At 65.5% G+C, this 25508-nt stretch carries 24 protein-coding genes; 12 read left to right on the forward strand and 12 right to left on the reverse strand.

Features of this window, described 5'->3' with window-relative positions; genetic code table 11:
• Positions 1-4: 4 nt before the first annotated feature.
• The 4 genes from RT662_RS02970 to RT662_RS02985 all read right to left on the reverse strand — a co-directional run bounded on the left by RT662_RS02970 (position 5) and on the right by RT662_RS02985 (position 4909).
• Positions 5-2089: a catalase gene (locus tag RT662_RS02970; protein ID WP_313669029.1), complete on the reverse strand. Its 2085-nt coding sequence runs from the start codon at positions 2087-2089 to the stop codon at positions 5-7.
• 105 nt (positions 2090-2194) lie between these two features.
• Positions 2195-2929, reverse strand: a complete 735-nt coding sequence (locus tag RT662_RS02975) for an arginyltransferase (protein ID WP_313669031.1) — start codon at positions 2927-2929, stop codon at positions 2195-2197.
• 88 nt (positions 2930-3017) lie between these two features.
• A complete protein-coding gene (locus RT662_RS02980) occupies positions 3018-4262 on the reverse strand; it encodes a threonine ammonia-lyase (protein WP_313669033.1) in 1245 nt (414 codons plus the stop codon).
• 32 nt (positions 4263-4294) lie between these two features.
• The gene (locus tag RT662_RS02985; protein ID WP_313669035.1) at positions 4295-4909 is read right to left on the reverse strand and encodes a TetR/AcrR family transcriptional regulator; all 615 of its coding nucleotides are present in this window, start codon (positions 4907-4909) and stop codon (positions 4295-4297) included.
• 102 nt (positions 4910-5011) lie between these two features.
• Between RT662_RS02985 and RT662_RS02990 the strand changes: the two genes are divergently transcribed.
• From RT662_RS02990 to RT662_RS03025, 8 genes are all read left to right on the forward strand, one after another.
• Positions 5012-5410, forward strand: a complete 399-nt coding sequence (locus RT662_RS02990) for a thioesterase family protein (RefSeq protein WP_313669037.1) — start codon at positions 5012-5014, stop codon at positions 5408-5410.
• A gap of 35 nt (positions 5411-5445) precedes the next feature.
• Positions 5446-6315, forward strand: a complete 870-nt coding sequence (locus RT662_RS02995) for an NAD(P)-dependent oxidoreductase (RefSeq protein WP_313669038.1) — start codon at positions 5446-5448, stop codon at positions 6313-6315.
• The gene (locus RT662_RS03000) at positions 6312-6839 is read left to right on the forward strand and encodes a GNAT family N-acetyltransferase (protein WP_313669039.1); all 528 of its coding nucleotides are present in this window, start codon (positions 6312-6314) and stop codon (positions 6837-6839) included. Before RT662_RS02995 ends, RT662_RS03000 begins: the two co-directional genes overlap by 4 nt.
• A 19-nt stretch (positions 6840-6858) precedes the next feature.
• Positions 6859-8502 (forward strand): amidohydrolase family protein, encoded by a 1644-nt coding sequence (locus tag RT662_RS03005; protein ID WP_313669040.1) that lies wholly within the window; start codon positions 6859-6861, stop codon positions 8500-8502.
• A 390-nt stretch (positions 8503-8892) separates the two neighbouring features.
• Entirely contained in the window at positions 8893-9543 is a 651-nt protein-coding gene (locus tag RT662_RS03010; RefSeq protein WP_313669041.1) for a PEPxxWA-CTERM sorting domain-containing protein, read from the forward strand.
• Between the two features lie 172 nt (positions 9544-9715).
• Entirely contained in the window at positions 9716-11188 is a 1473-nt protein-coding gene (locus RT662_RS03015; RefSeq protein ID WP_313669042.1) for an amidase family protein, read from the forward strand.
• Between the two features lie 570 nt (positions 11189-11758).
• A complete protein-coding gene (locus tag RT662_RS03020) occupies positions 11759-12424 on the forward strand; it encodes an SOS response-associated peptidase family protein (protein WP_313669043.1) in 666 nt (221 codons plus the stop codon).
• Positions 12425-12473: 49 nt separating this feature from the next.
• Entirely contained in the window at positions 12474-13670 is a 1197-nt protein-coding gene (locus tag RT662_RS03025; protein ID WP_313669044.1) for a hypothetical protein, read from the forward strand.
• Positions 13671-13925: 255 nt separating this feature from the next.
• Here the strand turns inward: RT662_RS03025 and RT662_RS03030 are convergent, their stop codons facing one another.
• The 8 genes from RT662_RS03030 to RT662_RS03065 form a co-directional block, all read right to left on the reverse strand.
• Positions 13926-16013, reverse strand: coding sequence for a thioredoxin family protein (locus RT662_RS03030; RefSeq protein ID WP_313669045.1), 2088 nt, complete (start codon positions 16011-16013; stop codon positions 13926-13928).
• 85 nt (positions 16014-16098) lie between these two features.
• Positions 16099-16860, reverse strand: coding sequence for an outer membrane beta-barrel protein (locus RT662_RS03035; protein WP_313669046.1), 762 nt, complete (start codon positions 16858-16860; stop codon positions 16099-16101).
• A 185-nt stretch (positions 16861-17045) separates the two neighbouring features.
• A complete protein-coding gene (gene rpsI / locus RT662_RS03040) occupies positions 17046-17555 on the reverse strand; it encodes a 30S ribosomal protein S9 (protein WP_313669047.1) in 510 nt (169 codons plus the stop codon).
• A gap of 10 nt (positions 17556-17565) precedes the next feature.
• Positions 17566-18042 (reverse strand): 50S ribosomal protein L13, encoded by a 477-nt coding sequence (gene rplM, locus RT662_RS03045; protein WP_313669048.1) that lies wholly within the window; start codon positions 18040-18042, stop codon positions 17566-17568.
• A 120-nt stretch (positions 18043-18162) separates the two neighbouring features.
• A complete protein-coding gene (locus tag RT662_RS03050) occupies positions 18163-18624 on the reverse strand; it encodes an NUDIX hydrolase (protein ID WP_313669049.1) in 462 nt (153 codons plus the stop codon).
• Entirely contained in the window at positions 18621-18980 is a 360-nt protein-coding gene (locus tag RT662_RS03055) for a DUF2237 domain-containing protein (protein ID WP_313669050.1), read from the reverse strand. Before RT662_RS03055 ends, RT662_RS03050 begins: the two co-directional genes overlap by 4 nt.
• Entirely contained in the window at positions 18977-20002 is a 1026-nt protein-coding gene (locus RT662_RS03060) for a COX15/CtaA family protein (RefSeq protein WP_313669052.1), read from the reverse strand. The genes RT662_RS03055 and RT662_RS03060 overlap by 4 nt, the downstream gene beginning before the upstream one ends.
• Before the next feature lie 53 nt (positions 20003-20055).
• Entirely contained in the window at positions 20056-21654 is a 1599-nt protein-coding gene (locus RT662_RS03065) for a M20/M25/M40 family metallo-hydrolase (protein WP_313669054.1), read from the reverse strand.
• 133 nt (positions 21655-21787) lie between these two features.
• Here RT662_RS03065 and RT662_RS03070 point away from each other — a divergent pair, with 133 nt between their 5' ends.
• The 4 genes from RT662_RS03070 to RT662_RS03085 all read left to right on the forward strand — a co-directional run bounded on the left by RT662_RS03070 (position 21788) and on the right by RT662_RS03085 (position 25487).
• Positions 21788-22153, forward strand: coding sequence for a MerC domain-containing protein (locus RT662_RS03070; protein WP_313669056.1), 366 nt, complete (start codon positions 21788-21790; stop codon positions 22151-22153).
• Between the two features lie 48 nt (positions 22154-22201).
• Positions 22202-22669, forward strand: a complete 468-nt coding sequence (locus tag RT662_RS03075) for a transcriptional repressor (protein ID WP_313669057.1) — start codon at positions 22202-22204, stop codon at positions 22667-22669.
• 122 nt (positions 22670-22791) lie between these two features.
• Positions 22792-24723: a 1-deoxy-D-xylulose-5-phosphate synthase gene (gene dxs, locus RT662_RS03080; protein WP_313669058.1), complete on the forward strand. Its 1932-nt coding sequence runs from the start codon at positions 22792-22794 to the stop codon at positions 24721-24723.
• Complete coding sequence (locus tag RT662_RS03085; protein WP_313669060.1) at positions 24720-25487, forward strand: hypothetical protein; 768 nt, start codon at positions 24720-24722, stop codon at positions 25485-25487. The genes dxs and RT662_RS03085 overlap by 4 nt, the downstream gene beginning before the upstream one ends.
• Positions 25488-25508 lie beyond the last annotated feature (21 nt).

Consider the following 25508-nt stretch of genomic DNA (forward strand, 5'->3'; position numbering starts at 1 on the left):
GCCTTCAATACACCGGGCGCACATAGGGTTCGCGGGCCCAGATGCGGCCGGCGGAAGCGGTTTCGATGAAGACTCCGGCACCGGAGTCGAGATCACAAATGCCCTCATCTTCCATGATGCCAGCGGCCGCAAGCAGGGGCATGGCGGCCTGTGTCACGCCGATCACTTTCAGGTGGGCGAACGCATCGTGCACCCAGGCCACCGCGGCGGCATCGCCGAGCAGGGCGGTGGTGCCAGCTTCGGAGGCTAGGACGGTCACGGCGTCGAACAGCACCGATGGGCCGCCGGCGAGTTGGTGATCGGCCTTCAGGCGGGTGCCATCGTCCAGCGTTACGCCGCCGATGGTGGGGCAGATGATTTTCACCTTGGCGCCGGCGCCGCGGGCGGCCTTCAGCAATGATGTTATGGCACCGGCGGCGGCACCGTCTGTCACCAGGGCGCCGATCTGGCGACCGGTGAGCGGTGGCACGCCGCGCGCCAGCATGCTGAGGCTTGGGGCGGGGGCGAGATCGGTGCGCGGGGCCACGGCAGGGGTGGCGGCGGTGGTGGGTTCGCTGTGGCCCAGGCCAGCGGCGACGCGGTTGCCCAGATCGGCATCGATCACCACCAGATGGCCCAGCATGGTGTCGCGCACGATATCGGCCTCCACCTTTGAAAGCTCGAACACCAGCGCGGCGACCATATGATCCTGTTCCGGCACGCTCTGGCTTTCGAAGAACAGGCGGGCCTGGCTGTAGTGATCGCTGAACGTGGCAGAGCGTTCGCGCTGCTTGGTGCCCATCAAGGCGGCGGGAAAGCTGCGAAAGCCCTGGGTGGGGCTTTCGCGCGGGCCGGAGGGATCGAGCAGGCTGGGCGTGTAGGTGACGCGCTGCGGGTGGACCTGCATCTGCATATGGCCGTCGCGCTGCATGTTGGTGAACGGGCATTTCGGCGCGTTGATCGGGATCTGGTGGAAATTGGTCGAGCCGAGCCGGCTGAGCTGGGTGTCGAGATAGGAGAAATTGCGGCCATGCAGCAGCGGATCATCGGAGAAATCAAGGCCCGGCACCAGATTCTGGGTGCAGAAGGCCACTTGTTCGGTTTCATCAAACACATTGGCCGGATTGCGATCCAGCACCAGCCGGCCGACCACGCGCAGCGGCACGATTTCTTCGGGGATCAACTTGGTGGCGTCGAGATGATCGAAATCGAAACCAGCGGCGTCTTCCTCGCTGAACAGCTGCACGCCCAGTTCCCATTCGGGAAAATCGCCTGATTCAATGGCATTATACAGATCACGGCGGTGGTAATCCGGATCGGCACCGTTGATCTTCACCGCTTCATCCCACACCACCGATTGCAGGCCCAATTTGGGCGTCCAGTGGAATTTGACGAAGGTGGATTGGCCCGCAGCATTGACCAGCCGGAAACTGTGCACGCCAAAACCCCGCATCATCCGCACCGAACGCGGGATGGTGCGATCAGACATCTGCCACATCACCATGTGCATGGCTTCGGGGGTCATCGCGATCCAGTCCCAGAACGTATCGTGCGCCGAAGCGGCCTGCGGAAAGCCGCGATCAGGCTCTTCCTTCACGGCGTGGGCGAGATCGGGGAACTTCATCGCATCCTGGATGAAGAACACCGGGATATTGTTGCCCACCAGATCCCAATTGCCTTCCTTGGTGTAGAATTTCACCGCAAAGCCGCGCACATCGCGCGCCAGATCGGCCGAGCCGCGATTGCCGGCCACGGTGGAAAACCGCACGAACACCGGCGTGCGGTGGCCCACCTCCCCCAGCACCTGCGCCATGGTCAGTTCGGCCAGGCTGTCAGTCAGCTCGAAATAGCCGTGCGCGGCCAACCCACGGGCGTGGACAACGCGCTCAGGGATGCGCTCATGATCGAAATGGAACAGCTTCTCACGCAGCACCATGTCTTCCAGCAACAGCGCCCCACGCGGGCCGGCGCGCAGGCTGTTGTGATCGTCGGAGATCATCATGCCGTGATTGGTGGTCAGCACCGGTTGGTCGGAACCGGCAATCTGGTGCGGTTCGCCACCAGTCCCGGTTCTGACGGTTGGCGGCGATGAATTCGTGGGCTTGGACATGGCAAAAGGCCTTCTGCTGGGGCGATGCGATGACAACGCGCCCGGCAGGGTCATGTTCCGGTGATGGGCAAATAAGGTGCGGGGACGGGCGGGATTATCCGCGCTTCATTCCACTTCCCGCCACTGGCCGCCGATCAGTGCTTCCACCGGGCGGAATTTCGTCTTGTAGGCCATGCGCGAACAGCCTTCGATCCAGTAGCCCAGATACACGAAGGCCAGCCCGGCGCGGGCGGCGCGGGTGATGTGGTCCATGATGATGAAATTGCCCATGCCGGGCCGCGAGGCCAGATCGGGATCGTAGAAGCTGTAGATCATCGACAGGCCGTCGGTTTGCTTGTCGGTGAGGCAGCAGCCGATGAGGCGGCCGAGGCGGCCATCCGTGGTCCGTTCGCGATATTCCACCATCACGGTATCAACGGGCGATTGTTCCACCATGTCGGAGAAATCATGGGCGTCCATTGCGGCCATGCCGCCATCGGGGTGGCGGGCGGCGAGGTAGCGGCGGAGCAGGGCCCATTGTTCTTCGGTGGCCCAGGGTTCGCAGGCATGCACATCCAGATCGGCGTGTTGGGCGAGCAGTTTCTTCTGGCTGCGGCCGGGTTTGAAACGGCTGGCGGGGACGCGGACGGAGATGCAGGCGTTGCAGCCATCGCAGCTGGGCCGATAGACAACATTCTGGCTGCGGCGGAAACCGATGCGGCCCAGGGCTTCGGCCATGGCCGGCGCGTCATCGCCCTTCAGTTCGGCGAACACCTTGCGTTCGGTCCGCCCCGGCAGATAGGGGCAGGCCGAAGGGGCCGTCACGAAGAAACGCGGAAATCGATAACTTTGGTCCGTCACCCGTGAAGGCCCTCGCCTGCGACTGTTCCCCCCATAACGGCGAACCTATCAACGCTTTGCGCGGCTGGCGAGTCCGTCCAACGCCAGATCAGTCCGCTTCGACCATCCTTGTTTCGTATCCGGCGGCGCGCAGGGCTTCCACCAGCCGATCGAGGTGATCGCGGTCGCGGGTTTCGCATTCGATATCGGTGATCAGGCCCTTGGCCGGCAGGTTGGTGAACACGCGCTGGTGATAGACTTCCAGGATGTTGACCTGTTGCTGATCGAAGATGCGGGCGACTTCGAATAATTGCCCCGGCCGATCCTTCAGGCGGATGCGCAGGCGCGCCAGCCGGCCGGAGCGGGCCAGATCGCGCAGCAGCACGTTGGCGAGCAGGCGCGTATCGATATTGCCGCCGCACAGCACCAGGCCAACCTTGGCGCCCTTGAAGCGGCGCGGGTGGGCGAGCAGGGCGGCCAGACCAGCAGCGCCAGCGCCTTCCACCACGGTCTTTTCGATGCCGAGCAGCAGGGAAACGGCGCGTTCCAGATCGCGTTCACCCACCAGCACGATATCATCCACCAGCGCGCGCACCACTTCCTGGGTGAGCTTGCCGGGGTTCTTGACGGCGATGCCTTCGGCCAGCGTGTCGCCATCGCAGGTGGCGCTCTGGCCCTTCATCGCGGCATACATCGACGGGTAAAGCTCCGCCTGCACGCCGATCACGCTGATCTCGCGATCCTGCGCCTTGGCGACGGTGGCGATGCCCGAAATCAGCCCGCCGCCGCCGATGGGGACGACCAGCGTATCGAGTTCCGGCACGTCTTCCAGCATTTCCAGGCCAACGGTGCCCTGGCCGGCCATCACCTTGGCATCATCGAACGGGTGGACGTAGACCAGCCCCTTCTTGGCGGCCAGTTCCAGCGCGTGAGCACTGGCATCATCATATTTCTCGCCGAACAGCACGACATTGGCATCGTGGCTTTCGGTCTGCTGCACCTTCACGATCGGCGTGAAGCGCGGCATCACGATGGTGGCCGGGATGCCCAGCCGGCGGGCGTGATAGGCCAGGCCTTGTGCATGGTTGCCGGCGGACGCTGCGATCACGCCCCGGGCGCGTTCCTCGGCGGTCAGCGTCAGCAGGCGGTTGAGCGCGCCGCGTTCCTTGTAGGCGGCGGTAAACTGCAGGTTTTCGAACTTCAGCCACACCTGCGCGCCGGTCATCGCGCTCAACGTTTCCGATTTCAGGCACGGCGTGCGGATCACCTTGCCGGCAATGGCCAGCGCAGCAGCCTCCACATCGGCAAGGCAGATCGGCAGCGGGGCCGGCGAAACGGGAGCGGTAGCGTTCATCCCTGCTCCATAACGCCGCAGGGCGGGCTGCGCTACCCGTAGAAGGGGGCGAGATAGCGGGCGATCAGTTCGATCACTTCGCGCGTGGTGATGGGCAGCGCCGTGGCCCGGTCTGGCCCGGCCGCGGCCAGCGCTAGCAGCGCCTGGGCGGTTTCCACCACGATATGGGCGTGACGATCACGATCGGCCGGTGCGATCTGGGGCGCACGCGCAGCAAAGATGGCGGCGAAATGCGCGGCGCCGCCTTCCAGCATGCTGGCCGCCGGCCCGCCGCCAGCGCGCGCCGCCAGATAAAGCTGCGGATAGGCCGGGTGCGCCGTCATGAACGCCGCCAGTGCCGAGACGCCGCGTCGCACTTCTTCGCCAAGGTTCCAGTTGGCCGGATCGGGATCGGCCGGCATCACCAGCGTCGCTTCGAAGGCGGCCACCTGGGCTTGCGCCAGGGCGGTGAGCAGCGCGGTCTTGTCCGGAAAGAACTGATAGACGCTGCCCACCGGAATCCCGGCCCGCGCGGCAAGGTGATTGGTGTTCAGCGACCCGGTGCCGGCTTCGGCCACCATGTCAGCAGCGGTGGCGAGGATCAGATCGACGCGGGCGCGAGCGCGGGCCTGCACCGGCTGGCGGCGGAAAGGGAGCGGCTGGGCCATCCGTTCACCGCATGGAACCGGGCACCGGTCGCCGTCAAGCCTTGACCAGTCGGCCCAAACATGAGCAATTCATCATGTTTATTGCAAAGGGATTCGTGTTCGATGTACCGGCATGACGTAGCAGTGGCGCCGGCAGACATTGACCACATGGGCCATGTCAACAACGCCGTTTACCTGCGTTGGGTGCAGGATGCGGTGGTGGCCTATTGGCAGAATACCGCGCCGGCCGATGCGGTGGCCAATCATCTGTGGGTCGCGCTGAACCACAACATCAGTTACCGGGCGCCGGCGTTTCTGGAAGATGATGTTGTGGCCAGCGTGGTTGCCGAAGGCGTGCAGGGCGCCCGCGCTTTTTTCACCACCATGTTCAAGCGCGGCGAGCAGGTGATCGCCGAAGTGAAGAGCACCTGGTGCTGCATCGATGTCGCCACCATGCGCCCGGCGCGGCTGGCCCGCGACGTGGTGTCGTTATTCCTGCCGGCCGCGCCAACCGCCTCCTGATTGCGCACCTGCCCTGCTGGCGTTAAGGCCGGCGCATGGGCAAGAAGATCGCATATCTGGGGCTGGGTGTGATGGGTGGGCCGATGGCACGCCACCTTGCTGCCGCTGGCCACAGCCTCACCGTTTACAACCGCACCGCCGAAAAGGCCGCCGCCTGGGTCGCTGCCCATGGTGGCCGCGCCGCGCCCACACCGGCGGCGGCAGCGCAAGGCGCCGATGTGGTGATCGCCTGCGTGGGTGCCGATGCCGATCTGGAAGCGGTTACGCTGGGCCCCGATGGCGCCTTCGCCGCCATGGCGCCCGGCGCGCTGTTCATCGATCACACCACGGTTTCGGCCGCCATCGCCCGCCGGTTGGCCACCGAAGGCGAAACGCGCGGCCTGCACGTGGTGGATGCGCCGGTTTCGGGCGGCCAGGCCGGCGCGGAGAATGGCAAGCTCACCATCATGGTCGGCGGCACGGATGTGGCCTTTGCCGCCGCCGAACCGGTGATGAGCGCCTATGCCCAGCGCATCGGCCACATGGGCCCGGCCGGTTCCGGCCAGCTCACCAAGATGGTCAACCAGCTGTGCATCGCCGGTATCTTGCAGGGCCTGTCCGAAGGCCTGGCGCTGGGCATGAAGGCCGGGCTGGACATGGATGCGGTGGTGGACGTCATCTCCAAGGGTGCCGCCCAGAGCTGGCAGATGGACAACCGCGCCCGCACCATGACGCTCGGTCAGTTCGATTTCGGTTTCGCGGTGGACTGGATGCGCAAGGATCTTGGCCTGGCGCTGGACGAAGCCCGCCGGCTGGGCGTGCCGCTGCCGATGGGCGCGCTGGTCGATCAATTCTATGCCGATGTGCAGGGCATGGGCGGCGCGCGGCAGGACACGTCCAGCCTGATCCGGCGGCTGGTGCGGTGAGCATCACCTGGCGCTCTGCGCGCCTGCCGGATGACGAAGTGCTGCTGATCGATCTCAACGCCGAATATCTGCACTTCGTGTTCTCCGGCGTTGCTGCGCGCTTTGCCATCACATTGGCCGACATTTTCCCCGACGGCGATATCCGCGCCTATCTGCCTGCGGCCTTGCCGAAGACGCTCGGCCCCGGTCCGCCGGAAAGCTGTTTCTACATTCTGGAACAGGACGGCCAGCCAATCGGTATGGGCGGTGTGCGCCGCGTGCGGGACGGCGTGTGCGAGATGAAGCGCGTTTATGTGCGCGATATTGCCAAGGGGCAGGGGCTGGGCCGCCGCCTCGTCGAGCGGCTGATCGCCGACGCGCGCGACTTTGGCTATCGCACCATGTTCATCGATACGTCGCCCACGCTGGAAACCGCGATTGGCCTTTATGAGCGGCTGGGATTCAAGTGCATTTCGGCCTATCCGGAAGTGGAAGTACCGGAAATCATGTTCCCGCACTGGGTGTTCATGGCCAAAGACCTTTGAAAACAGGGGAAAACCCGAAATGAAGAAACTGATCCTTGCCGCACTGCTCGCCACCGCCACGCCGGGGTTTGCCGACACGCTCTACACCAATGCCAATGGCTACACGCTCGACAGCCAGGGCGAATTGCAGCGTTTTGCGACGCTGGTGGTGGACGACGCCGGTAAGGTGAAAGCCACGCTGAAGGCTGGCACCGCGCTGCCCGCCGGCGCCAAGGTGGACATGGCCGGCGCCACGCTGTGGCCGGGCCTGATCGATGCCCATGGCCATGTGATGCGGTTGGGCGAGCTGAAGCTGATCGTCAATCTGCGCGACACCGCCTCCATCCCCGAAGCGCTGGGCCGCATCAAGGCGGGCATTCCCGCTGCCGGCTGGATCATGGGGCGCGGCTGGAATCAGGAACGTTGGTACGCCGATGGCAAATTGATCAACCGGTTCCCCACCGCTGCCGAACTGGATGAAGTCACCGGTGACCGCCCAGCCTGGTTCACGCGCGTTGATGGCCACGCCGGATGGGCCAACACGGCCGCCCTGAAAGCCGCCGGCATCACCCGTGATTCCAAGGCCCCCGATGGCGGCGAGATCATCCGCGATGCCGCCGGCAATCCCACCGGTGTGTTCGTGGACAAGGCCATGGCGCTGATCACCCGCGTCATCCCCGATGACGACGAGAAGCGGTTGGATCTGGTGCTGGAAAAGTCCCTTGAAACCATGGCCGAAGTCGGCCTCACTGGCGCCCATGATGCCGGCATGGATAAGCCGACCTGGGATCGCTACGTCCGCTTTGCCAAGGCGGGCAAGCTGACCGCGCGCATCTATGCGATGGCCGGCGGCCCCGACAACCGCAAGGCGATCGCGCCGGTCGGTCCGATCCCGTGGAGCCATGATGACCTCATCGCCATGCAATCGATGAAGCTGGTTTCCGATGGCGCACTCGGCAGTCGCGGCGCCTATCTGATCGCGCCCTACAGCGATATGCCGAACACGCGCGGGCTGGAAATCACCCCGGCCGACAAGCTGAAGACCTATATCACCGAAGCGTCGAAGGAAGGCTTCCAGGTCAATGTCCACGCCATCGGTGATCAGGCCAACCGTTCCACGATGGATGGCTTTGCCGCCGTGCCGCTGACCGAGCGTCTGGCTCGCCGCCACCGCAACGAACATGCCCAGATTGTCGACATGGCCGATCTCGGCCGCTTTGCCAGCCTGAAGGTCATTGCCTCCATGCAGCCCACCCACGCCACGTCCGACAAGGGCATGGCCGAAGCGCGGCTGGGTGAAGGCCGGCTGGGCGGCGCCTATGCCTGGCAGCAGATCAAGAAATCCGGCGCCGAACTGGCCTTCGGCAGCGATTTCCCGGTCGAACCGCCCGATCCCATGTTCGGCCTGCACGCCGCCGTGACGCGCCAATCGCGCGATGGCCTGCCCGCCGGCGGCTGGCGCCCGTGGGAAAAGGTCAGCATGGCCGATGCCTTCGCCGGTTTCACCACCTGGGCCGCCCGCGCCGGCCACAATGAAACCAAGGTGGGCACGCTGGAACCGGGCAAATATGCCGATTTCATCACCCTGGAACGCGATCCGTTCACGGCGCCGGAAGGCGATCTGTGGAAGATCAAGGTGACGGCCACCTGGCTGGCCGGGAAACAGGTGTTCAAGCGGAAGTAGAAGAACAGCCTCCGGCGGGCAGGGTCGCAGACCCTGCACCCGTTGGATGTCGGGTTGCTCCTTGGCCAAAACACCGTCGTCATGCTGGCGCAGGCCAGCATCCACCGTGGTGCTCGCACCAATTGCGGCGCAGTGGATGCCAGCTCGCGCCATCATGACTCACGCGCTGCTGACAAGCGCACGCTGAATAGAACGGGTGCAGGGTCTGCGACCCTGCCCGCCGGAGGCTCGTGTCCTCCTCTTTTCCCGTATCCGCCCTTGCTGCCGGTGGTCCCCCGGCTCCTGCGGATTCAATCTTGCATAATTTGCTAAGAAAAGGTTAACTTCTCGGCATCGGGCGTGCGACTCGCGCGTTGGTTGCCGATTGGTGGCTTTTTGAGGGGGTTTGTTATGCGCAGTGGGGTTCTTGCCGTCGCCGTGGCCGCGCTGATGTCGACATCAGCCAGTGCCGCAATTCAATGGACCGACTGGACCAGCGTTGCCGGCGGCACCGCCACCGGCTCCTTCGCCGGTGGCACTGTCACCATGAACGGCCCGTTCCACACCTTCCAGGTTTCAGGCGGAACCGATTACTGGCGCACCGGCGGTAACCCATGGGCGGCCTATGATGCGCTGTCCAACCTGCCCACCAACAATGATTTCGTCGCGCCGTCGGGCAATGGTGTGGTGCACACCATCAATTTCTCCAAGGCGGTGCGCGACCCCTACATCGCCATCATCAGCCTGGGCCAGGGCGGTATCCAGACCAACTGGACCTTCGGCGCGCCCTTCAGCCTTGTCGATCAGGGCCGGGGCTTTTGGGGCAATGGTGTCTTCACCATCAACGGCAACACCATCAGTGCCGGTGAAGCGCACGGCGTGATCCAGTTCAAGGGCAAGTTCACCAGCCTGACCCTGACGACCAACAATGTGGAAAACTGGTCTGGCCTGACCATCGGTGCCCCGGGCGTTCCCGAACCGGCGAGCTGGGCGATGCTGATCGCCGGCTTCGGCCTTGTTGGTGCCGCCGCGCGCCGCCGTCGCCAGACGGTTTCGGCCTGATCTGAACTGATCGCAGGCGGGTAGGGGCGTGGCCTCTGCCCTCCGGCCATTCGCGCACTGAAACAAAAGTGGGTGCAGGGCTCAGCCCCTGCCCGCCGGAGTTTGTTTCTTTCCTCTTCCCCGTCCATCGCTCCCATGCCAACCTTGGTGAAACGACAAGGGAAGCACAGCCATGGCCGATTTCACCCTGAACCGCCGGCATCTGCTGGCCGGCGCCGTGGCAGCGACGGCCGTGCCGGCGCGTGCGGCCGCGGCTGCGCCCGATGATGCCATGGGTCTCGCCGCGCGCATCCGCAGTGGGGACGCGAGCGCGCGCGAGACGGTGTTGGCGGCGCTGGAGCGGGCCGAAGCGGCGCAGGCCAAGCTGAACTTTGCCGTTCTGATCGATCGGCCGCGGGCGATCAGTGCGCTGCCCACGGACGACCGCAAGCCGGTGATCCCGACCTTCATCAAGGATCTGAACGACTACAAGGGCTGGCCCACCCGCAACGGTAGCCGCGCGTTTGAGAAAGCACCCCCGGCCACCGCCAACGAACGCTTTGTCGATGCCTTTGCCCAGATGAACACCCTGCCGCTCGGCAAGACGGCAACGCCGGAATTCGGCCTGATGTGCGTGACCGAGCCCTTGTCGCACGGCGCCACCCGCAACCCGTGGAATCCGGATTTCTCTCCCGGTGGTTCGTCGGGCGGCAGTGCGGCGGCAGTGGCGGCCGGCGTGGTGCCGATTGCCCATGCCAATTATGGCGGCGGCTCGATCCGCATTCCGGCGGCGCTCACCGGCCTGTTCGGTTTCAAGCCCAGCCGCGGCCGCATGGCGGGGCAGAAGACGGCGGATGATCCCGGCGAGATTGCGGTGGATCATGTGCTCACCCGGTCCGTGCGTGATGCTGCGCTCACCATGGCGGCGCTGCAGGCGCCCGGTGCCGATGGGCTGGGTGCTGCCGTGCCGCGTCTGGCCGGCCCGGTGGGGGAACGCTTGCGCATCGGGGTGATCACGGTGACCGCCGATGGCAGCCAGCCGGATCAGGAAGTGCTGGCCGGCATCGCCCGCACCCGCACGCTGCTCACCGGCATGGGCCACAATGTTTCCGATGCCAGCTGGCCGTTCAACGCGGCAGATTTCGGCCGGGATTTCCTCAGCTTCTGGGCGTTCAGCGCGGCGCAGTCGGTGGGCTTCGTCAGCAAGGCGATGGGGGCCGATGGCGTTGCCCAGCTGGAGCCGCTCACCCGCCACCTGGCCGCACAGGGCGCCGCCTTGTCGCCAGCCGATTTCCAGGCGCTGATCGGCCGGCTGCTGGCCTATCGCGCCGCCTATGATGCCAGTTTCCGCGATCACGATGTGCTGCTCACTCCGGTGCTCAGCCGCCATGCGGTGCCGATTGGGTATCTGTCACACAGCCGCCCGCCGGCCGATGTGGTGGCCGACATGATGCGGCTGGTGGCCTACACACCGGTGCAGAACATGGCGGGTGCCGCGGCAATGAGCGTACCGATCATGCAAGCCACCAACGGGCTGCCGCTGGGCATGCATTTCGCCGGCCGGCGCGGCGATGATGCGCGGCTGCTGGATCTGGCGTTCCAGTTGGAAGCGGCGGCACCGTGGGCGCAGCGACTTCCTCCAATCTGGTTCGGAAACCGCAGCTGAACCCTCCATGATGGACCGGCTCTGCCGCGCTGGCGGCCGGGGCCTGTGGCACATTTCACCCTGTCATCAAGGGTTGAGGTGTCGCCGTGCCAGTCCATCGTGGTTCATCGTCTCCGGTGCGGCGCCCCGGTTCGCCGCTGCACTCCACTGCAACGCGGTCCGATCTGTTGTTTTCCGTGCGCCGGCGTTCGGCGTTTGATGCGCCGGTCCCCAACAGTGGCGCCGCGCTGGGCCTCGGGCCACCGCCGGCACCGGGCAGGGATCGCGTTGCCCGCCGCCTTGGCCTGGGGGTTGTTGGCACACTGGCCACGATCTTGTGGATGTGGACTCTGGCGCCTCCGCCGCTCTGAGCAGCCCATCCCACCATTGGTGCCTGCCCCGCACCCCTGCATGCGGCAGCCACCAAGGCCCTGAACCGTGCGGACCGGAAGCCGCCCGCTTCAGGCGCTTTCACCCTGCGGCCCGGCGAATGTTTCCGCCGGGCCGCAGGGCCACTTGCCAATCCCCGCCCGCAGGGTGTCTTGCCAATCCGTGCCCGCCGGGTTTGATGGGCGCTGAAAGGGGCTGGCCATGTGCAATCTCTATGCGCTCACCAAGGGTCAGCAGGCCCTGCGCGATCTGGCGCGCACGCTGGAATTGGGCGCGGTGCAGGATAATCTGGGCAATCTGCCGGTACTGAGCGGCCTCTATCCCGATGCCGAAGCGCCGATCATCGGCCTGGCCCGCGGCGACACTGCTGGCCCAAGCCTCTGCCTGGCGCGCTGGGGCATGCCAAGCCCGGCCTTTGCGCTGGAAGGCAAGACGGTGGATCGCGGTATCACCAACATCCGCAACACCGCCTCCCCCCACTGGCGCCGCTGGCTGGCGCCGGCCTATCGCTGCCTGGTGCCGTTCACGGCGTTCGCCGAGCATGTGAAGACGGATCAGGGCTTCCAGCCTTTGTGGTTCGCGCCGGCCACAGACGATCCGCTGGCTTGCTTCGCCGGCCTCGCCACCCGCTGGACCGGCGTGCGCAAGAAGGCCGAAGGCGAGGTGACGCTCACCCTGTTCGGCTTCCTCACTTGCGAACCCAACGCCGATGTCGCGCCGCATCACCCCAAGGCCATGCCGGTGATCCTCACCACGACCGATGAGCAGCGCCGCTGGCTCACCGCCGATTGGGCCGAAGCCGCCACCCTGCAACGCCCGTTGCCCGATGGCGCGCTGCGCGTGCTGGGCTTTGCTGGTGAAGTTTGAGGCCTCAACCACACTTGCCAGCTGACCAGCGAACAGCGACACTCATCCCATGGGTCGCACCACCGGCAGCGCCAACAGGCCTGCCGCAACCGGGGATGATGCGGCCATGGCGCAATTCAAGATCACCAGCTGGAACATCAAGCACATGCACGACGCGATTGCGCCGGGCGGCAAGGATGCGGCGCGGCTGCCGTTCATCCGCGAACAGATCGCGCAGATGGACCCGGATATATTGTGCATCACCGAAGCCACGCCCGATCTGCCGCTGCTGCAGCAATGGGCGGCCACGCTGCACGTGCCCTATGTCGTGCCCACCATCCCCGGTACCGCCGAGGCACTGGCCAAACTGCCGAACAACCCGCGCAAGGCGCTGTGCAAGCTGTATGGCTATCCGGATAATCCGATCACCGGCGGCCAGTGGATCTGGTTCCTGGTCAAGGCGTCGCTCAATCTGCAGGCGGAACTGCAGGATCCGAAGATCTGGCGCCGCTTCGCCGCCAGCCAATATGCCGATGCCGCCGATCAGGCGCGTGACGATGGCAAATGGGGCCTCTATTATTGGGCCGAACGCAAGGCCGGCGCCTGGAACCATGTTCGCCAGCCGCAGGTGCTGGTCGCCACCATCGCCGGCCTGCGCGTCGAACTGATCGGCGCGCACCTGCGCTCCAAGCTCAACAGCACCCGAACCGGCATCTGGGAAGATGAAGCCCGCACCACATTCACCGAACCCTATCTGAAGGAAGTGATGAACGACCGCATCAAGCTGGCCACCGAAGCCGAGAACATCCGCAAATATATCGACGCCCGCTTCGCCCAGGATGCCAATCCGGCCGTTATGGTGATGGGCGATCTGAACGACGGGCCGGGCCGCGAAGTGTTCGAGCGCAAGCACCTCTATTTCGATCTGATCGGCAATTTGCAGGGCAGCATCTTCGAAGCCGAACGCTTCCTCAATCACGCACTTTTCGATTATGGCACGCCCGTCACTGGCAGCGGAGCGGGCCTGCGCTGGAGCTACAAGCTCTCCGGCAAGGACCCGGTGGACCCCACCCGCGATCCCCACCTGCTGCTCGATCACATCATGTTCACCCAGCGCCTCGTCGTGAAAGACCAGCTCCCCCGCATCCGCGGCGGCGCCGGCCTGGTGGAACATGCCATCCACGAACGAGTGAACGCGATGCGGCCTCGAAAGGTAGGGGAGACGAGCGATCACCGGCCGGTGTCGGTTTCGTTGACGCTGGCCTAGAAAAGTGGGCCTCCAGCGGGCAGGGGCTGAGCCCCTGCACCCACTTTCGTTTTCGGGCGGTGCTTTCCTTCCCGGACGTCACCCCGGCGAAAGCCGGGGCCCATCTCCCCAATGTTCCACAGTGAAGACGTGCAGGAGATGGGTCCCGGCTTTCGCCGGGATGACGGTCATGGTTTGACGTGCTGCACCTCGGACGGTCAGCATTGGGCCATCGAACGGGTGCAGGGTCTGCGACCCTGCCCGCCGGAGGCCTTTTTACACCTTTAACGTGGTCAGCGCGTCCACCGTCAGTATCTGCGGCAGCTCCGTCTCGCCGCCGGCGGGGTCGTAATAGACATAGACCGGCACCCCAGCCCGCTTGTGTTCGGCGAGCCAGGTGGAGATGGCGGGATCGTTGCGGGTCCAGTCGCCTTCCATCACGGTGATGCCCTTGGCCTTGAAATAGTCCGCCACCGCCGCATCGGCCATGGCGCCCTTTTCGTTGACCTTGCAGGTGAGGCACCAATCGGCGGTCATGTAGAGGAAGACTGGCTTGTTCGCGCCACGGAGTTCGGCGAGCGCGGCCGGCGTATATTTCACGGCGTTCAATTCGCTGGCGGCGGAGGTCGTGGCTTTCGCGGCGCCTTCCGGGGCGGCGGTGGGCACCAGCAGCACGGCGGCGACGATGGTGGCGAGGCTGGCAATGCCGGGGATGGCCAGCGATTTGCCGCCATGCTGGCGGCTGCCCAGCCACCACAGGAACAGGCCAAAGATCAGCGTGCCGGCAAGGCCCATCGCCATGCCGTTGACGCCCACCTGCTGCCCCAGCACCCAGGCCAGTGCCAGCGCAGTGAGGAACATCGGGACGGAGAGGATGGCGCGCAGGCGGACCATCCACGCACCCGGCTTGGGCAGGCGGCGGCGCAGCGCGGGGCTGAAGCCGATCAGCAGGAAGGGCAGGGCGAGGCCAAGGCCAAGGCCGGCGAAGACGGAAAGCGCCTGCACCGTGGGCAGCACCAGCGCCGCGCCCAGCGCGCCGGCCATGAACGGGCCGGTGCAGGGAGTGGCGACGAAGGCTGCGAGCGCGCCGGTGAAGAACGCGCCTGATGCGCCGCCGGAACGGGCTTTCTCCTGCCCCAGATTGCCGGTGGTCAGCGTGACTTCGAACAGGCCTGCAAGGTTCAGCGCGATGCCGGTAACCAGCAGCAGCAGGAAGGCGATCACGCGCGGATCCTGCAACTGGAAGGCCCAGCCGACCTGGCTGCCGGCGGCGCGCAGGGCCAGCACCAGGCCGCCCAGCGCTGTGACAACCAGCACGACGCCGGCGGTATAGGCCAGCGCCTCCGTGCGGGCTTCAGCCGGGCCGACATTGCCCTTGGCCAACGCCAGCGCCTTCAAGGACAGGATCGGGAACACGCAGGGCATGACATTGAGGATCAGGCCGCCCAGCACCGCGCCCAAGAGGATCAGTGGCAGGCCGGGGCCGCCATCACTGCCGCTGTCGCCACCGGCGGCGGTGGCCGCCAACGCCGCGCCGGGGCCGGGCACACTGCCTTCCTTGGCGGTGATGGCAAAGCCCATCGGCGCTTCACCGGCCATCTCGACGCGCAGCACGCCGGTCACTTCGCCTTCAGGGCCGGGGGTGCCGGCATCCGTCTCGATGCGCAGCGCATCGCCCGCAATCGTGACCTTCTGCGGCGTCACATGGGTGATCACGGCATCGCCGGCGGGGAAGAACCAGGCGCTCTTCACCTTGTCGAGGCCGGCCATCGGCACGCTCAGCACGAAACGCGTGCCGGCTTTCGCCCAGGTCGCGGCGGCGGCGAGCGCGCGCGGCAGGGCGGCGCGGCCTTCGGCGATCTGCGGCGCCATGGTGGCATCATCGGCGCCGTCGCCCACCACCAACGGTAGCGACAGGGTGGCTGATTCCGGCACGCATTGTTCGTGGCTGCACACCAGCCAATCGACCTGCACTTCGATCGGGAAGGCGGTGCCCGCGGCAAGGCCCGCGGGCACCGCCAGTTCCGTCAGCAATATGTTCCGCTTCTCGTAGACATGGTTCATCAGCTCCGACACGACCAGCGTGCCCGGCACCGGATATTGCAGTTCTGGCGGAGCCGACACACCGGCCGGCAGGCGCCATTCAGCCCGCGTCGGCGCACCGGCATCGCCGGGGTTCAGCCAATAGGTGTGCCAGCCGGCCTTGGGCGTGAGCACGATGCCCAGTTGCAACGGCTTGCCGGGGGCGGGCGCACTGCTCTGCGCGATCAGTTCCACCCGCGTGTGCGGCTGGTCACTGATCGGGGCGGCCAGCGCCGGCAGGGCCAGCAGGGCAAGAACGAAGGAGATAAGGCTGCGAATCATGGCGCGCCTTGTGCCAGTGGCGCGCCGAAAGGGGAAGAGAAGCCCCGGTTGGCCATGGCCAACCGGGGCTATGCGTCGCGGGTGATCAGAACCCGATGGTGACACCCACCCGGGCCGCGCCACCGCGATTGGGCACGGCGGCCACATAATCGATGCCGTTCAGCGCCGCGATGCCGCGCACGGCCGCGTTGCCGGTGGCGGTCACGCGGTGCGTGCCGAAATCGGTGAACAGATATTCGGCGCGCAGACCGATCGTCTTCGACAGCTTGTGCTCCAGGCCGCCGCCAACGGTGTAACCGGTCTGGGTCGCTTCCGCTTCGCCGGACCAGCCAACTGTGGGGGCGCCGTTCACCAGCACCGCCGCCTGGGCGCGGGTGTCACCCACGGCGATACCGGCGGTGGTATAGGCCAACAGCTTGTCGCCAAAGCTGTAACCCAGCCGCGCCCGCAGCGAGCCGCGATTGCCAAGCCGGCTGTTGATGTTGGTGGTCAGGCCCTGCGGCGCCAGGCCCGGGATCGACGCGCCGACAAAGCTGTTGGCGCCCTTCACGTTGCCGATGGTGAAATCACCTTCCACGCCATAGACGATCTTGCCGCTGCTGAAATTGTAACCGGCAACGGCGCTGCCCTGCCAGCCATCTTCAAAGCGCAGATCCTGAAAATCGGGACGGACGCTGCTGGGCAGACCCAGGAAGCCCGCGGTGCCTTCGGTGAGGACGCGGTTCTGGCTGTGGGCCTGCAGGCCGACCATGGCGCCGATGTAGGGGCCATCAAAGGCGGTTTGCGCCAGTGCAGGCATGGCACTGGCAAGGGAGAGGGCGAGGATCAGGGGGGCACTTACTCGCATGTAATACTCCTTGGCTGCGAAGATTACATGCATGTAATGTTTCTATCTTAAGCGCAGATGAACGCCCCCGATTCAGGTCCGCCTTGTTGATGAATGGTCGCCTCGCTGCGATGAAGTGTTTGCCGAACAACGAAAAACGCCGGGGCATTTCTGCCCCGGCGTTGATCTTGAACCGGTAATCCGGATCAGCGCTTGCTGAACTGGAAGCTGCGGCGGGCCTTGGCCTTGCCGTACTTCTTGCGTTCGACAACGCGCGGATCGCGGGTCAGGAAGCCGGCCTGCTTCACCGGGGTGCGCAGAACGGGCTCATACTTGGTCAGCGCCTGGGCGATGCCGTGCTTCACGGCGCCGGCCTGGCCTGAAAGGCCACCACCAACCACGGTGCAGACCACGTCATACTGGTCGCGGCGTTCGGCCACGTCGAACGGCTGGTTGATCACCAGGCGCAGCGACGGACGGGCGAAATACACCGTCTGATCGCGGCCGTTGACCGTGATCTTGCCGGTGCCGGGCTTCAGCCACACGCGGGCGATGGCGTTCTTGCGCTTGCCGGTGGCATAGGCGCGGCCCTGCGCATCGATTTCCTGCTCACGCAGCGGGGCGGGCGGGCCGCCACCACCGGTGTGGGCAGTGTTGACCGGAGCGTCGGCATCCATGGTGCCGAGGTCGGAAAGGGACTGGCGATTGTCAGACATTCTCTATTCCTCAACCAGCAAGCGTGGTGTTTTTGCGGTTCATCGACTTGACGTCGAGCACTTCCGGCGACTGGGCGACATGCGGATGCTCGGCACCGGCAAACACGCGCAGGTTGCGCATCTGATCGCGACCCAGCGGGCCGCGCGGCACCATGCGTTCCACGGCCTTGATCAGCACGCGTTCCGGATAGCGACCTTCCAGGATCTTGGCCGGAGTGGTTTCCTTGATGCCGCCCGGGTGACCGGTGTGGCGATAGTAAACCTTGTCCGTGGTCTTCTTGCCGGTGAAGCGCACCTTGTCTGCGTTGATGACAATCACGTTGTCACCGCAATCGACGTGCGGGGTGTAATTAGTCTTGTGCTTGCCGCGCAGGCGGTTGGCGATGATCGAGGCGAGACGGCCAACGACGAGGCCTTCGGCATCGATCAGCAGCCACTTCTTTTCAATGTCGGCCGGTTTGGCCGAGGCGGTGGTCCGGGAGAGCATGGCGTTGATTCCATTCTTCAAAATGCGAAACGGCCGAGGTTTTGGCCCCGGCGTCGAGCCGGCGTATCGTGCAAAGCCCCGCGCAGGTCAAGGAAAAACCGGGGTTTTTGGCCTGTGGTATTATAGCACCGCGCCGTTTCGCGGCGTTTCCAGCACCAGCCGCAGGCGCTGTTGCAGCGGCGCAATCGCGTCGCTGGCGGCCAGAAAATCCGCCACCCCAAGCAGTTGCGGGCTGTGGCCTTCATCGCCGAAGCGGATGGCGGCGATTTCGGCATGGGTGATCGTGACGGCGAGGAACCAGCCGGTGCGGCCCAAGGAACCACTGCGCGCATCCATCGCCGGAAAGGGGCGGGCCCACCAGAGGCGGGATTCGGGCAAGTGCAGACCGAATTCCTCGTGGAGTTCGCGCAGGACGCAAGCTGCCGGGCTTTCATCGCCCTCGCGGCCGCCACCGGGCAGATCGATCAGGCCGGGCCAGGGGATGTTGGGCTTCGTGTCGCGGCGGTAGGTCAGGATGTGGTCGTCAACCAGCGCCGCCAGCTTGGCGCCGGCGAAGTCCGCGCCGTCCCACGGGATGATCACACGGCGTGGGCCTGGAGGTGGCCCAACATGGTCACTTCCAGAGTCGTCTCGTGGGTGGCTTCCAGCACCACTTCCGGCGCGAAGCCGGCCACGCGGGCATCTTCCCAGCGGCGGGCGCACAGGCACCAGCGGTCGCCGGGGTTCAGGCCGGGAAAGCCATATTCCGGGCGCGGCGTGGACAGATCGTTGCCAGCGGATTTGCTGAAGGCGAGGAACTCATCGGTCATCACAGCGCACACGGTGTGCAGGCCGATATCGGCTGCATCCGTGTTGCAGCAGCCGTCGCGATACCAGCCGGTCAGCGGTTCCAGCGAGCAGGGGACGAGCGGCCCGCCGAGCACATTCTTCGCGGTCATGCAGGACCCCTTCTTGACCAGTGCGCCGCCCAGACCATGGCTGCCACCAGCAGCGCCGCGCCGGCTTGGTGCGCGACGCCGAGCCAGACCGGCACGTGATTCAGGATGACGGAAACGCCCAGCACGAACTGCGCCAGCACAACGCCACCCATCGCCAGCGCCCGGACCCCGCCGCCCGCGCGCCACAACTGCGCGGCCACCGCCAGCACACCGCCGGCGGCAATCCAGGCCAGGCTGCGGTGGATGAACTGCACGCTCACCGGATCGCTGACCGCGTCGATGGCGCTGCCCAGGATCCCGTCGGGCACCAGCACGCCGAACATCAGCGGCCAGGTGTCGCTGGCATGGCCGGCGCGCAAGCCGGCGGTGAAGGCGCCCCAGACGATCTGGAGGCTGAGCAATATGGTGAGCGGCCACACCCAGGCACGGGGACGATCATGGCGGGGCGCATCGCCGTCGATGAGATCAAGCCCGGTCCAGATACAGCCGGCCATGATGATCAAAGCATTGGACAAATGCACCGCCAGCCGTTCCGGCGCCACCTCGGTGCGATCGACAAGGCCAGAGGCGACCATCCACCAGCCGATGGCGCCCTGCAGGCCGCCCAACGCAAACAGGGCGAGCAGGCGCGGCTTGTAACCAGCTGGAATCTGGCGGCGAATCCAGAACCACAGCAGCGGCAGCGCAAAGGCCAGGCCGATGAGGCGGCCCAGCAGGCGGTGGACATATTCCCAGAAGAAAATGCCCTTGAACTCGGTCAGGCTCATGCCGCGGTTCATCAACTGATACTGGCTGGATTGCTGATACAGCGTAAACTGCTGCAACCATTCGCTTTCTGTCAACGGCGGCAGCGTGCCTGATACCACATCCCAGCGGGTGATCGACAAACCGCTCTCCGTCAGCCGCGTGATGCCGCCAACCACGACCATAGCGAATACCAGCAAAGCAATGCCGAGCAGCCACGACGCAACCGCGCGCGGGCGGGCATCGGAACGGGGCAGGGAGGCGGCAAGGGAGGCCATGGCCGCCTCCCTAGGCCGAAAGCCGCCCGTGGCCAACCCCACCTGATGCCGCATCAATCCTTCTTGTCGGGATCCTCATAACGGAAGGGATCAGTCATTTTCGGCTTGTTTGGCAACGGCTTGGCCGGAAGCGGCTTGTCGGCATTGGCGGCTTCCCACAGCAATGAGGCCAGGATCACCGATGCCTGACGCAGATCTTGCGGGCGCAGGTGATCGAAGGTGTCGACGCTGCTGTGATGCACGGTCGTGCCATAATCCAGCGGATCCTGGATGAACTGGAACGCGGGCAGGCCGATGGCCTGCATGAATTCATGATCGGTGCCGCCGGTCGGGCTGGCGACGACTGTGCTGGCACCCATGCTGGCAAAGGGCGACAGCCATTCCTGCAGGATGGGAACGGCCGCGAAATTGCCTTCGGCATGGATGCCGCGGAACTTGCCGCCGCCGTTATCCATGTTGAAATAGGCCGCCAACAGATTGTAATCGGCCTTCTTTTCGATCGGATACTGGCCCAGCTTGAAATCATAGCTCAGCCGGGCCTTGATCGGATCGGGGTTGGCCGGACGCCTGGCGAAGTGGCGTTCGATATAGTTGGCCGAGCCATAGAGGCCCTGTTCCTCACCCGACCACAGCGCAAAGCGGATCGTGCGTTTCGGCTTCACCTTCAGCGCCGCCAGGATGCGCGCGGCCTCCATCACCACCGCCGAACCGGCGCCATTGTCGGCAGCGCCATCGGCGGCCACCCAGCTATCAAGGTGGGCGCCGGCCATCACGTAACCCGCCTTGGCGTCGCTGCCGGGAATATCGGCCAACACGTTGTAACCATTGGGATCGCTGTCGTCGAACTTCACCTGCGAATCGATGGTCAGCACCACCTCGCCCTGCTTGGCCAGCCGTGCCAGCCGGCGATAATCCTCGGCCGTCAGTTCCAGGCCCGGCAGCTTGGGCGTGTCGCGGTGCTGATAGCCCTCGCCATGCAGCAGGCCGTTGTCGCGGTAACTCATGCGCACCCAGCCCACGGCGCCTTCCTTGGCCAGGAACTCGTCGAGCTGCTTGCCGAACTGGATGAACTTGAACCAGCCGTCCCCATCGTCGGCCGCGGTCACCGGCTGCTGATACTCATCGAGTTCGCCGATCGCCTTGTCGTCCATCCGCACAAAGCCCGGCTTGGTGGCATCGGCCGGTGGGCGCGGGAGGCTGACGGCGACGATCTTGCCCTTCAGCTTGCCGGCCCATTCGGCAAAGTGGCTCGGCTTGCTCAGCGGTGCGACCACCACCGGCGCAGTGATGCCGCCAGCCGGCGTGCCCGGCGTCCAGGCCACGGGCAGGGTGCGCATGCGCAACTGGCGGGGCGATTGCATCACGACGCTGGCCCGCTCGATCGACCATCCCCGTCCGAAATCAAAGCCTTCGGTGCGCACGTTGGTCAGGCCCCAGCCCTTGAACTTGTCCTGCGTCCAGCGTTCGGCGACGCGCATGCCGGGCGAATTGGTCATGCGCGGCCCGATCCGGTCGGTCAGATAGGCGACGGTTTCCACCACTTCACCACGGTTCATGGCTTCATCGGTGATCCGCGCCACCATCGCCAGATCCGGCGCAGCCAGCGTCGGGGCGGCAACGCTGGCAAGCAGCAGGGCAACAAGGGCGCGCATCGGGCAATCTCCAGATCAGGGAACAAAGCTGTCCTAGCGGCCGGCAGTTTGCATGGCAACGCGCCCGCCGTTCGGAGCTTGGCCAGCCCAAGGGGGGTTGTCGACAAGGATGTAATAATGTAACACCAATCACGTGCCGTCCCCCAGCAGCCTCCTCGATCGAATCGCCATCGGCCTGTCGGGTCTTTGCCTGCTGCATTGCATGGCCGGGTTCGTGCTGCTGACCGTGTTCGCGCTCACGGGTGACTGGCTGGATCATCGCGTCCACTTCATCGGCCTGATGCTGGCCATGCCGTTGGCGGCCGTGGCGCTTTGGCGCGGTTGGCGCCGGCATGGCCGCAGCGACATCGGGATGATGGGTGTTGTCGGTCTGGCGGTGATGGCGATTTCGCTGGCTGTCGAACATGGCGCCGTTGCCGAAATGCTCGTCTCGGTGGCCGGCGTGGCGATCCTGGCGTTTGCGCACTGGCAGAACATGAAGGCGCTCCGCGTCGCTTGAAGCAGCCACCGTATTGCATGGCGGGCCGCAAAGCCCGATATGCAGATCATGGCACATCCCGACCACAGCCATGGCCAGCATCACAGCCGGGCCGATCTCGCCGCCGCCGCCCAGGCCCGCCTGAAAGGCGCCGGCGAGCAATGGACGCCGCTGCGCGCAACCGTGTTTGCCGCGCTGGCCGGATATGATCGGCCGGTTTCGGCCTATGATGTGACCGATGCGGTCTCCACGGCCAGCGGTCGCCGCATTGCCGCTAACAGCGTCTATCGCATCCTGGATCTGTTCGTGGCCAACAACGTGGCCAGCCGGGTCGAAAGCGCCAACGCCTTTATCGCCAATGTCCACCCCGATTGCCCGCACGATTGCATTTTCCTGGTGTGTGACCGCTGCGGCGGGGCGACTCATGTTGATGATGATCGCATCACGGGTGATGTGCGGGCGGCCGCTCGGGCCGCCGGCTTCACCCCGGTGCGCCCGGTGATCGAAGTGCGCGGCATCTGCGCCAATTGTGCGTGAAATCAGGTACATGCCGTGGTGCGGCAACGAATCTGTCATACGGGGCTGACAGTCCGGGTGACAGGCACTGCCATAATCGCTAAGGGCAATCCCTTAAGATTCAGCCACTGCGAGCCGTTCTCATGACGCTTGAAACCCCGCTTCTCGACCAGGTCAACATTCCGGCGGATCTGCGCCGGCTGGAACCCGGGCAGTTGCGGCAGCTGGCCGATGAACTGCGGCAGGAAATGATCCATGCCGTCTCCGTGACGGGCGGCCACCTCGGTGCCGGCCTTGGCGTCGTCGAGCTGACCGTGGCGCTCCACTATGTGTTCAACACGCCGGACGACAAATTGGTGTGGGACGTTGGCCATCAGGCCTATCCGCACAAGATCATCACCGGCCGCCGCGACCGGATTCGCACCCTGCGCCAGGGCGGCGGCCTCAGCGGCTTCACCAAGCGCACCGAGAGCGAGTATGATCCGTTCGGCGCCGCGCACAGCAGCACCTCCATCTCGGCAGCGCTGGGTTTTGCCGTTGCCAACAAGATGATGAACAAGCCGGGCAAGGGCATTGCCGTGATCGGCGACGGCGCCATGTCGGCCGGCATGGCCTATGAGGCGATGAACAATGCCCGCGAAGCCGGCAACCGGCTGGTGGTGATCCTGAACGATAACGACATGTCGATCGCGCCGCCGGTGGGGGCGCTTTCATCCTATCTGTCGCGCCTGCTTTCGGGTCGCAAGTTCCTGGAACTGCGCGAATATCTGAAGCAGGTTTCCGGCAAGGTGCTGCCGCCGCCGCTGCAGAAGGCGGCCGCGCGCATCGATGAATATGCCCGCGGGTTCGCCCAGGGTGGCGGCACGCTGTTTGAAGAACTGGGCTTTTATTATGTCGGCCCGATCGATGGCCACAATCTCGATCACCTCCTCCCCGTTCTGGAGAATGTCCGCGACGCCGCCGAAGGCCCGATGCTGATCCATGTCGTCACGCAAAAGGGCAAGGGCTATGGTCCGGCCGAAGCCAGTGCTGACAAATATCATGGCGTGGTGAAGTTCGATGTGGTTTCGGGCACCCAGCACAAGGCGCAGCCCAAGGCGCCGGCCTATCAGAACGTGTTCGGCGACATGCTGATCGAGGAAGCCAAGCGCGATCCCAACATCGTCGCCATCACCGCTGCGATGCCGTCGGGCACCGGCGTTGACCGCTTTGCCAAGGCCTTCCCGGACCGCAGCTTCGACGTTGGCATCGCCGAACAGCACGCCGTGACCTTCGCCGCCGGCCTTGCCGCGCAGGGCATGCGTCCGTTCTGCGCCATCTATTCCACCTTCCTGCAGCGCGCCTATGATCAGGTCGTGCATGATGTGGCGCTGCAGAATCTGCCTGTGCGCTTCGCGATCGATCGCGCCGGGCTGGTTGGTGCCGATGGTGCGACCCACGCCGGTTCGTTCGATGTCGCCTATCTTTCCACCCTGCCCAACATGGTGGTGATGGCGGCCAGCGACGAAGCCGAACTGGCCGATATGGTGCACACCGCCGCCCTGCATGACAGCAGCCCGATCGCGCTGCGTTACCCGCGCGGCGAAGGCACCGGCGTTGCCATTCCGGAAACCCGCACCCGCCTTGAAATCGGCAAGGGTCGCATCGTGCGGCAAGGCAGCAAGGTCGCCATCCTGTCGCTCGGCACCCGCCTCGCCGAAGCGCTGGCTGCAGCCGACACGCTGGACGCGCGCGGCCTGCCTACCACCGTGGCCGACATGCGCTTTGCCAAACCGCTCGACATGGCGCTGATCCGCAAGCTGGCGGCCACGCACGACGTGCTGATCACCATCGAGGAAGGCGCCATCGGCGGCTTTGGCAGCCATGTGCTGACGCTGGCCAGCGATGAAGGGTTGACCGATGCCGGCCTCAAGGTTCGCACGCTGCGCCTGCCCGATCTCTATCAGGATCACGACAACCCGGCCAAGCAATATGCCGAAGCCGGGCTGGACGCTGCCGCCATCGTGCGCAGCGTGCTCGATGCACTGCGCCACAACAGCATCAACGCCGTCGATGAGGGCGCCGCAAGGGCGTGATCCGCGCCGCCGTGCTGCTTCTGCTGCTGGCATCGCCCGCCGCAGGACAGGTGGGCCGCACCTGGCATTATAGCCGCAGCAATGACGACGGCAGCCTGGCAGAGGCCGTGCATGTCCATGTGCCGGCGCTCGGCGAGCTGGCCGTGATGAAGGCGCGAGCGCGCTGCACCCGGGCGGCACTGGTGACGGCGCGGATCGATCCCGTCAGCGGCCAGGCCAGCGAGCTCGTTGGCGGCCAGTTGGGCCGTGATGGCCGGCAGCAGGCGTTTGCGTGGTTCAAGGAGGACGGCAGCGGCCAGATCACCGCCCGCGCCGCCCTGCCCGAAGGGGAGCTGAGGCTGGCGACTGCGGTCGGCACCAGGCCTTGGCATCTTTATGATTTCGATTTTGCCAGCCTGACCCTCTGGCTCGCCAACCGGCAGGACCGGCGCGCCGATTTCCGCATCGGGCTGCCGTTGTTGCTGATCGGGCCGCAGGGGCCAACGCTGGCTGACCTTGGCGCGCTGGACGGCCGGTTCCTGGCCGATACGCAGTGGATGGGCCGGCCTGCGCTGCTGTCCCGCCTCGAAGGCCCGGCGCTAGGCGGCAAGGCGGGCACGTTGATGATAGACGCCGCCGCCGGCCACATAATCGAAGCGCGGTTGCCCATTCCCAACCATGACGGATACCGCGATTTCCGGCTGCGCCTTGCCGGCATTGATAACGGGGCAGAGGCGTGGACGCAAACACTTGCGGCGCACTGGCGCGGCTGCAAGGCCGGGTGAACTTCCCCTCGACCGGATGGC

This window comes from Sandarakinorhabdus sp. (assembly GCF_032115815.1).
Lineage (GTDB): Bacteria > Pseudomonadota > Alphaproteobacteria > Sphingomonadales > Sphingomonadaceae > Sandarakinorhabdus.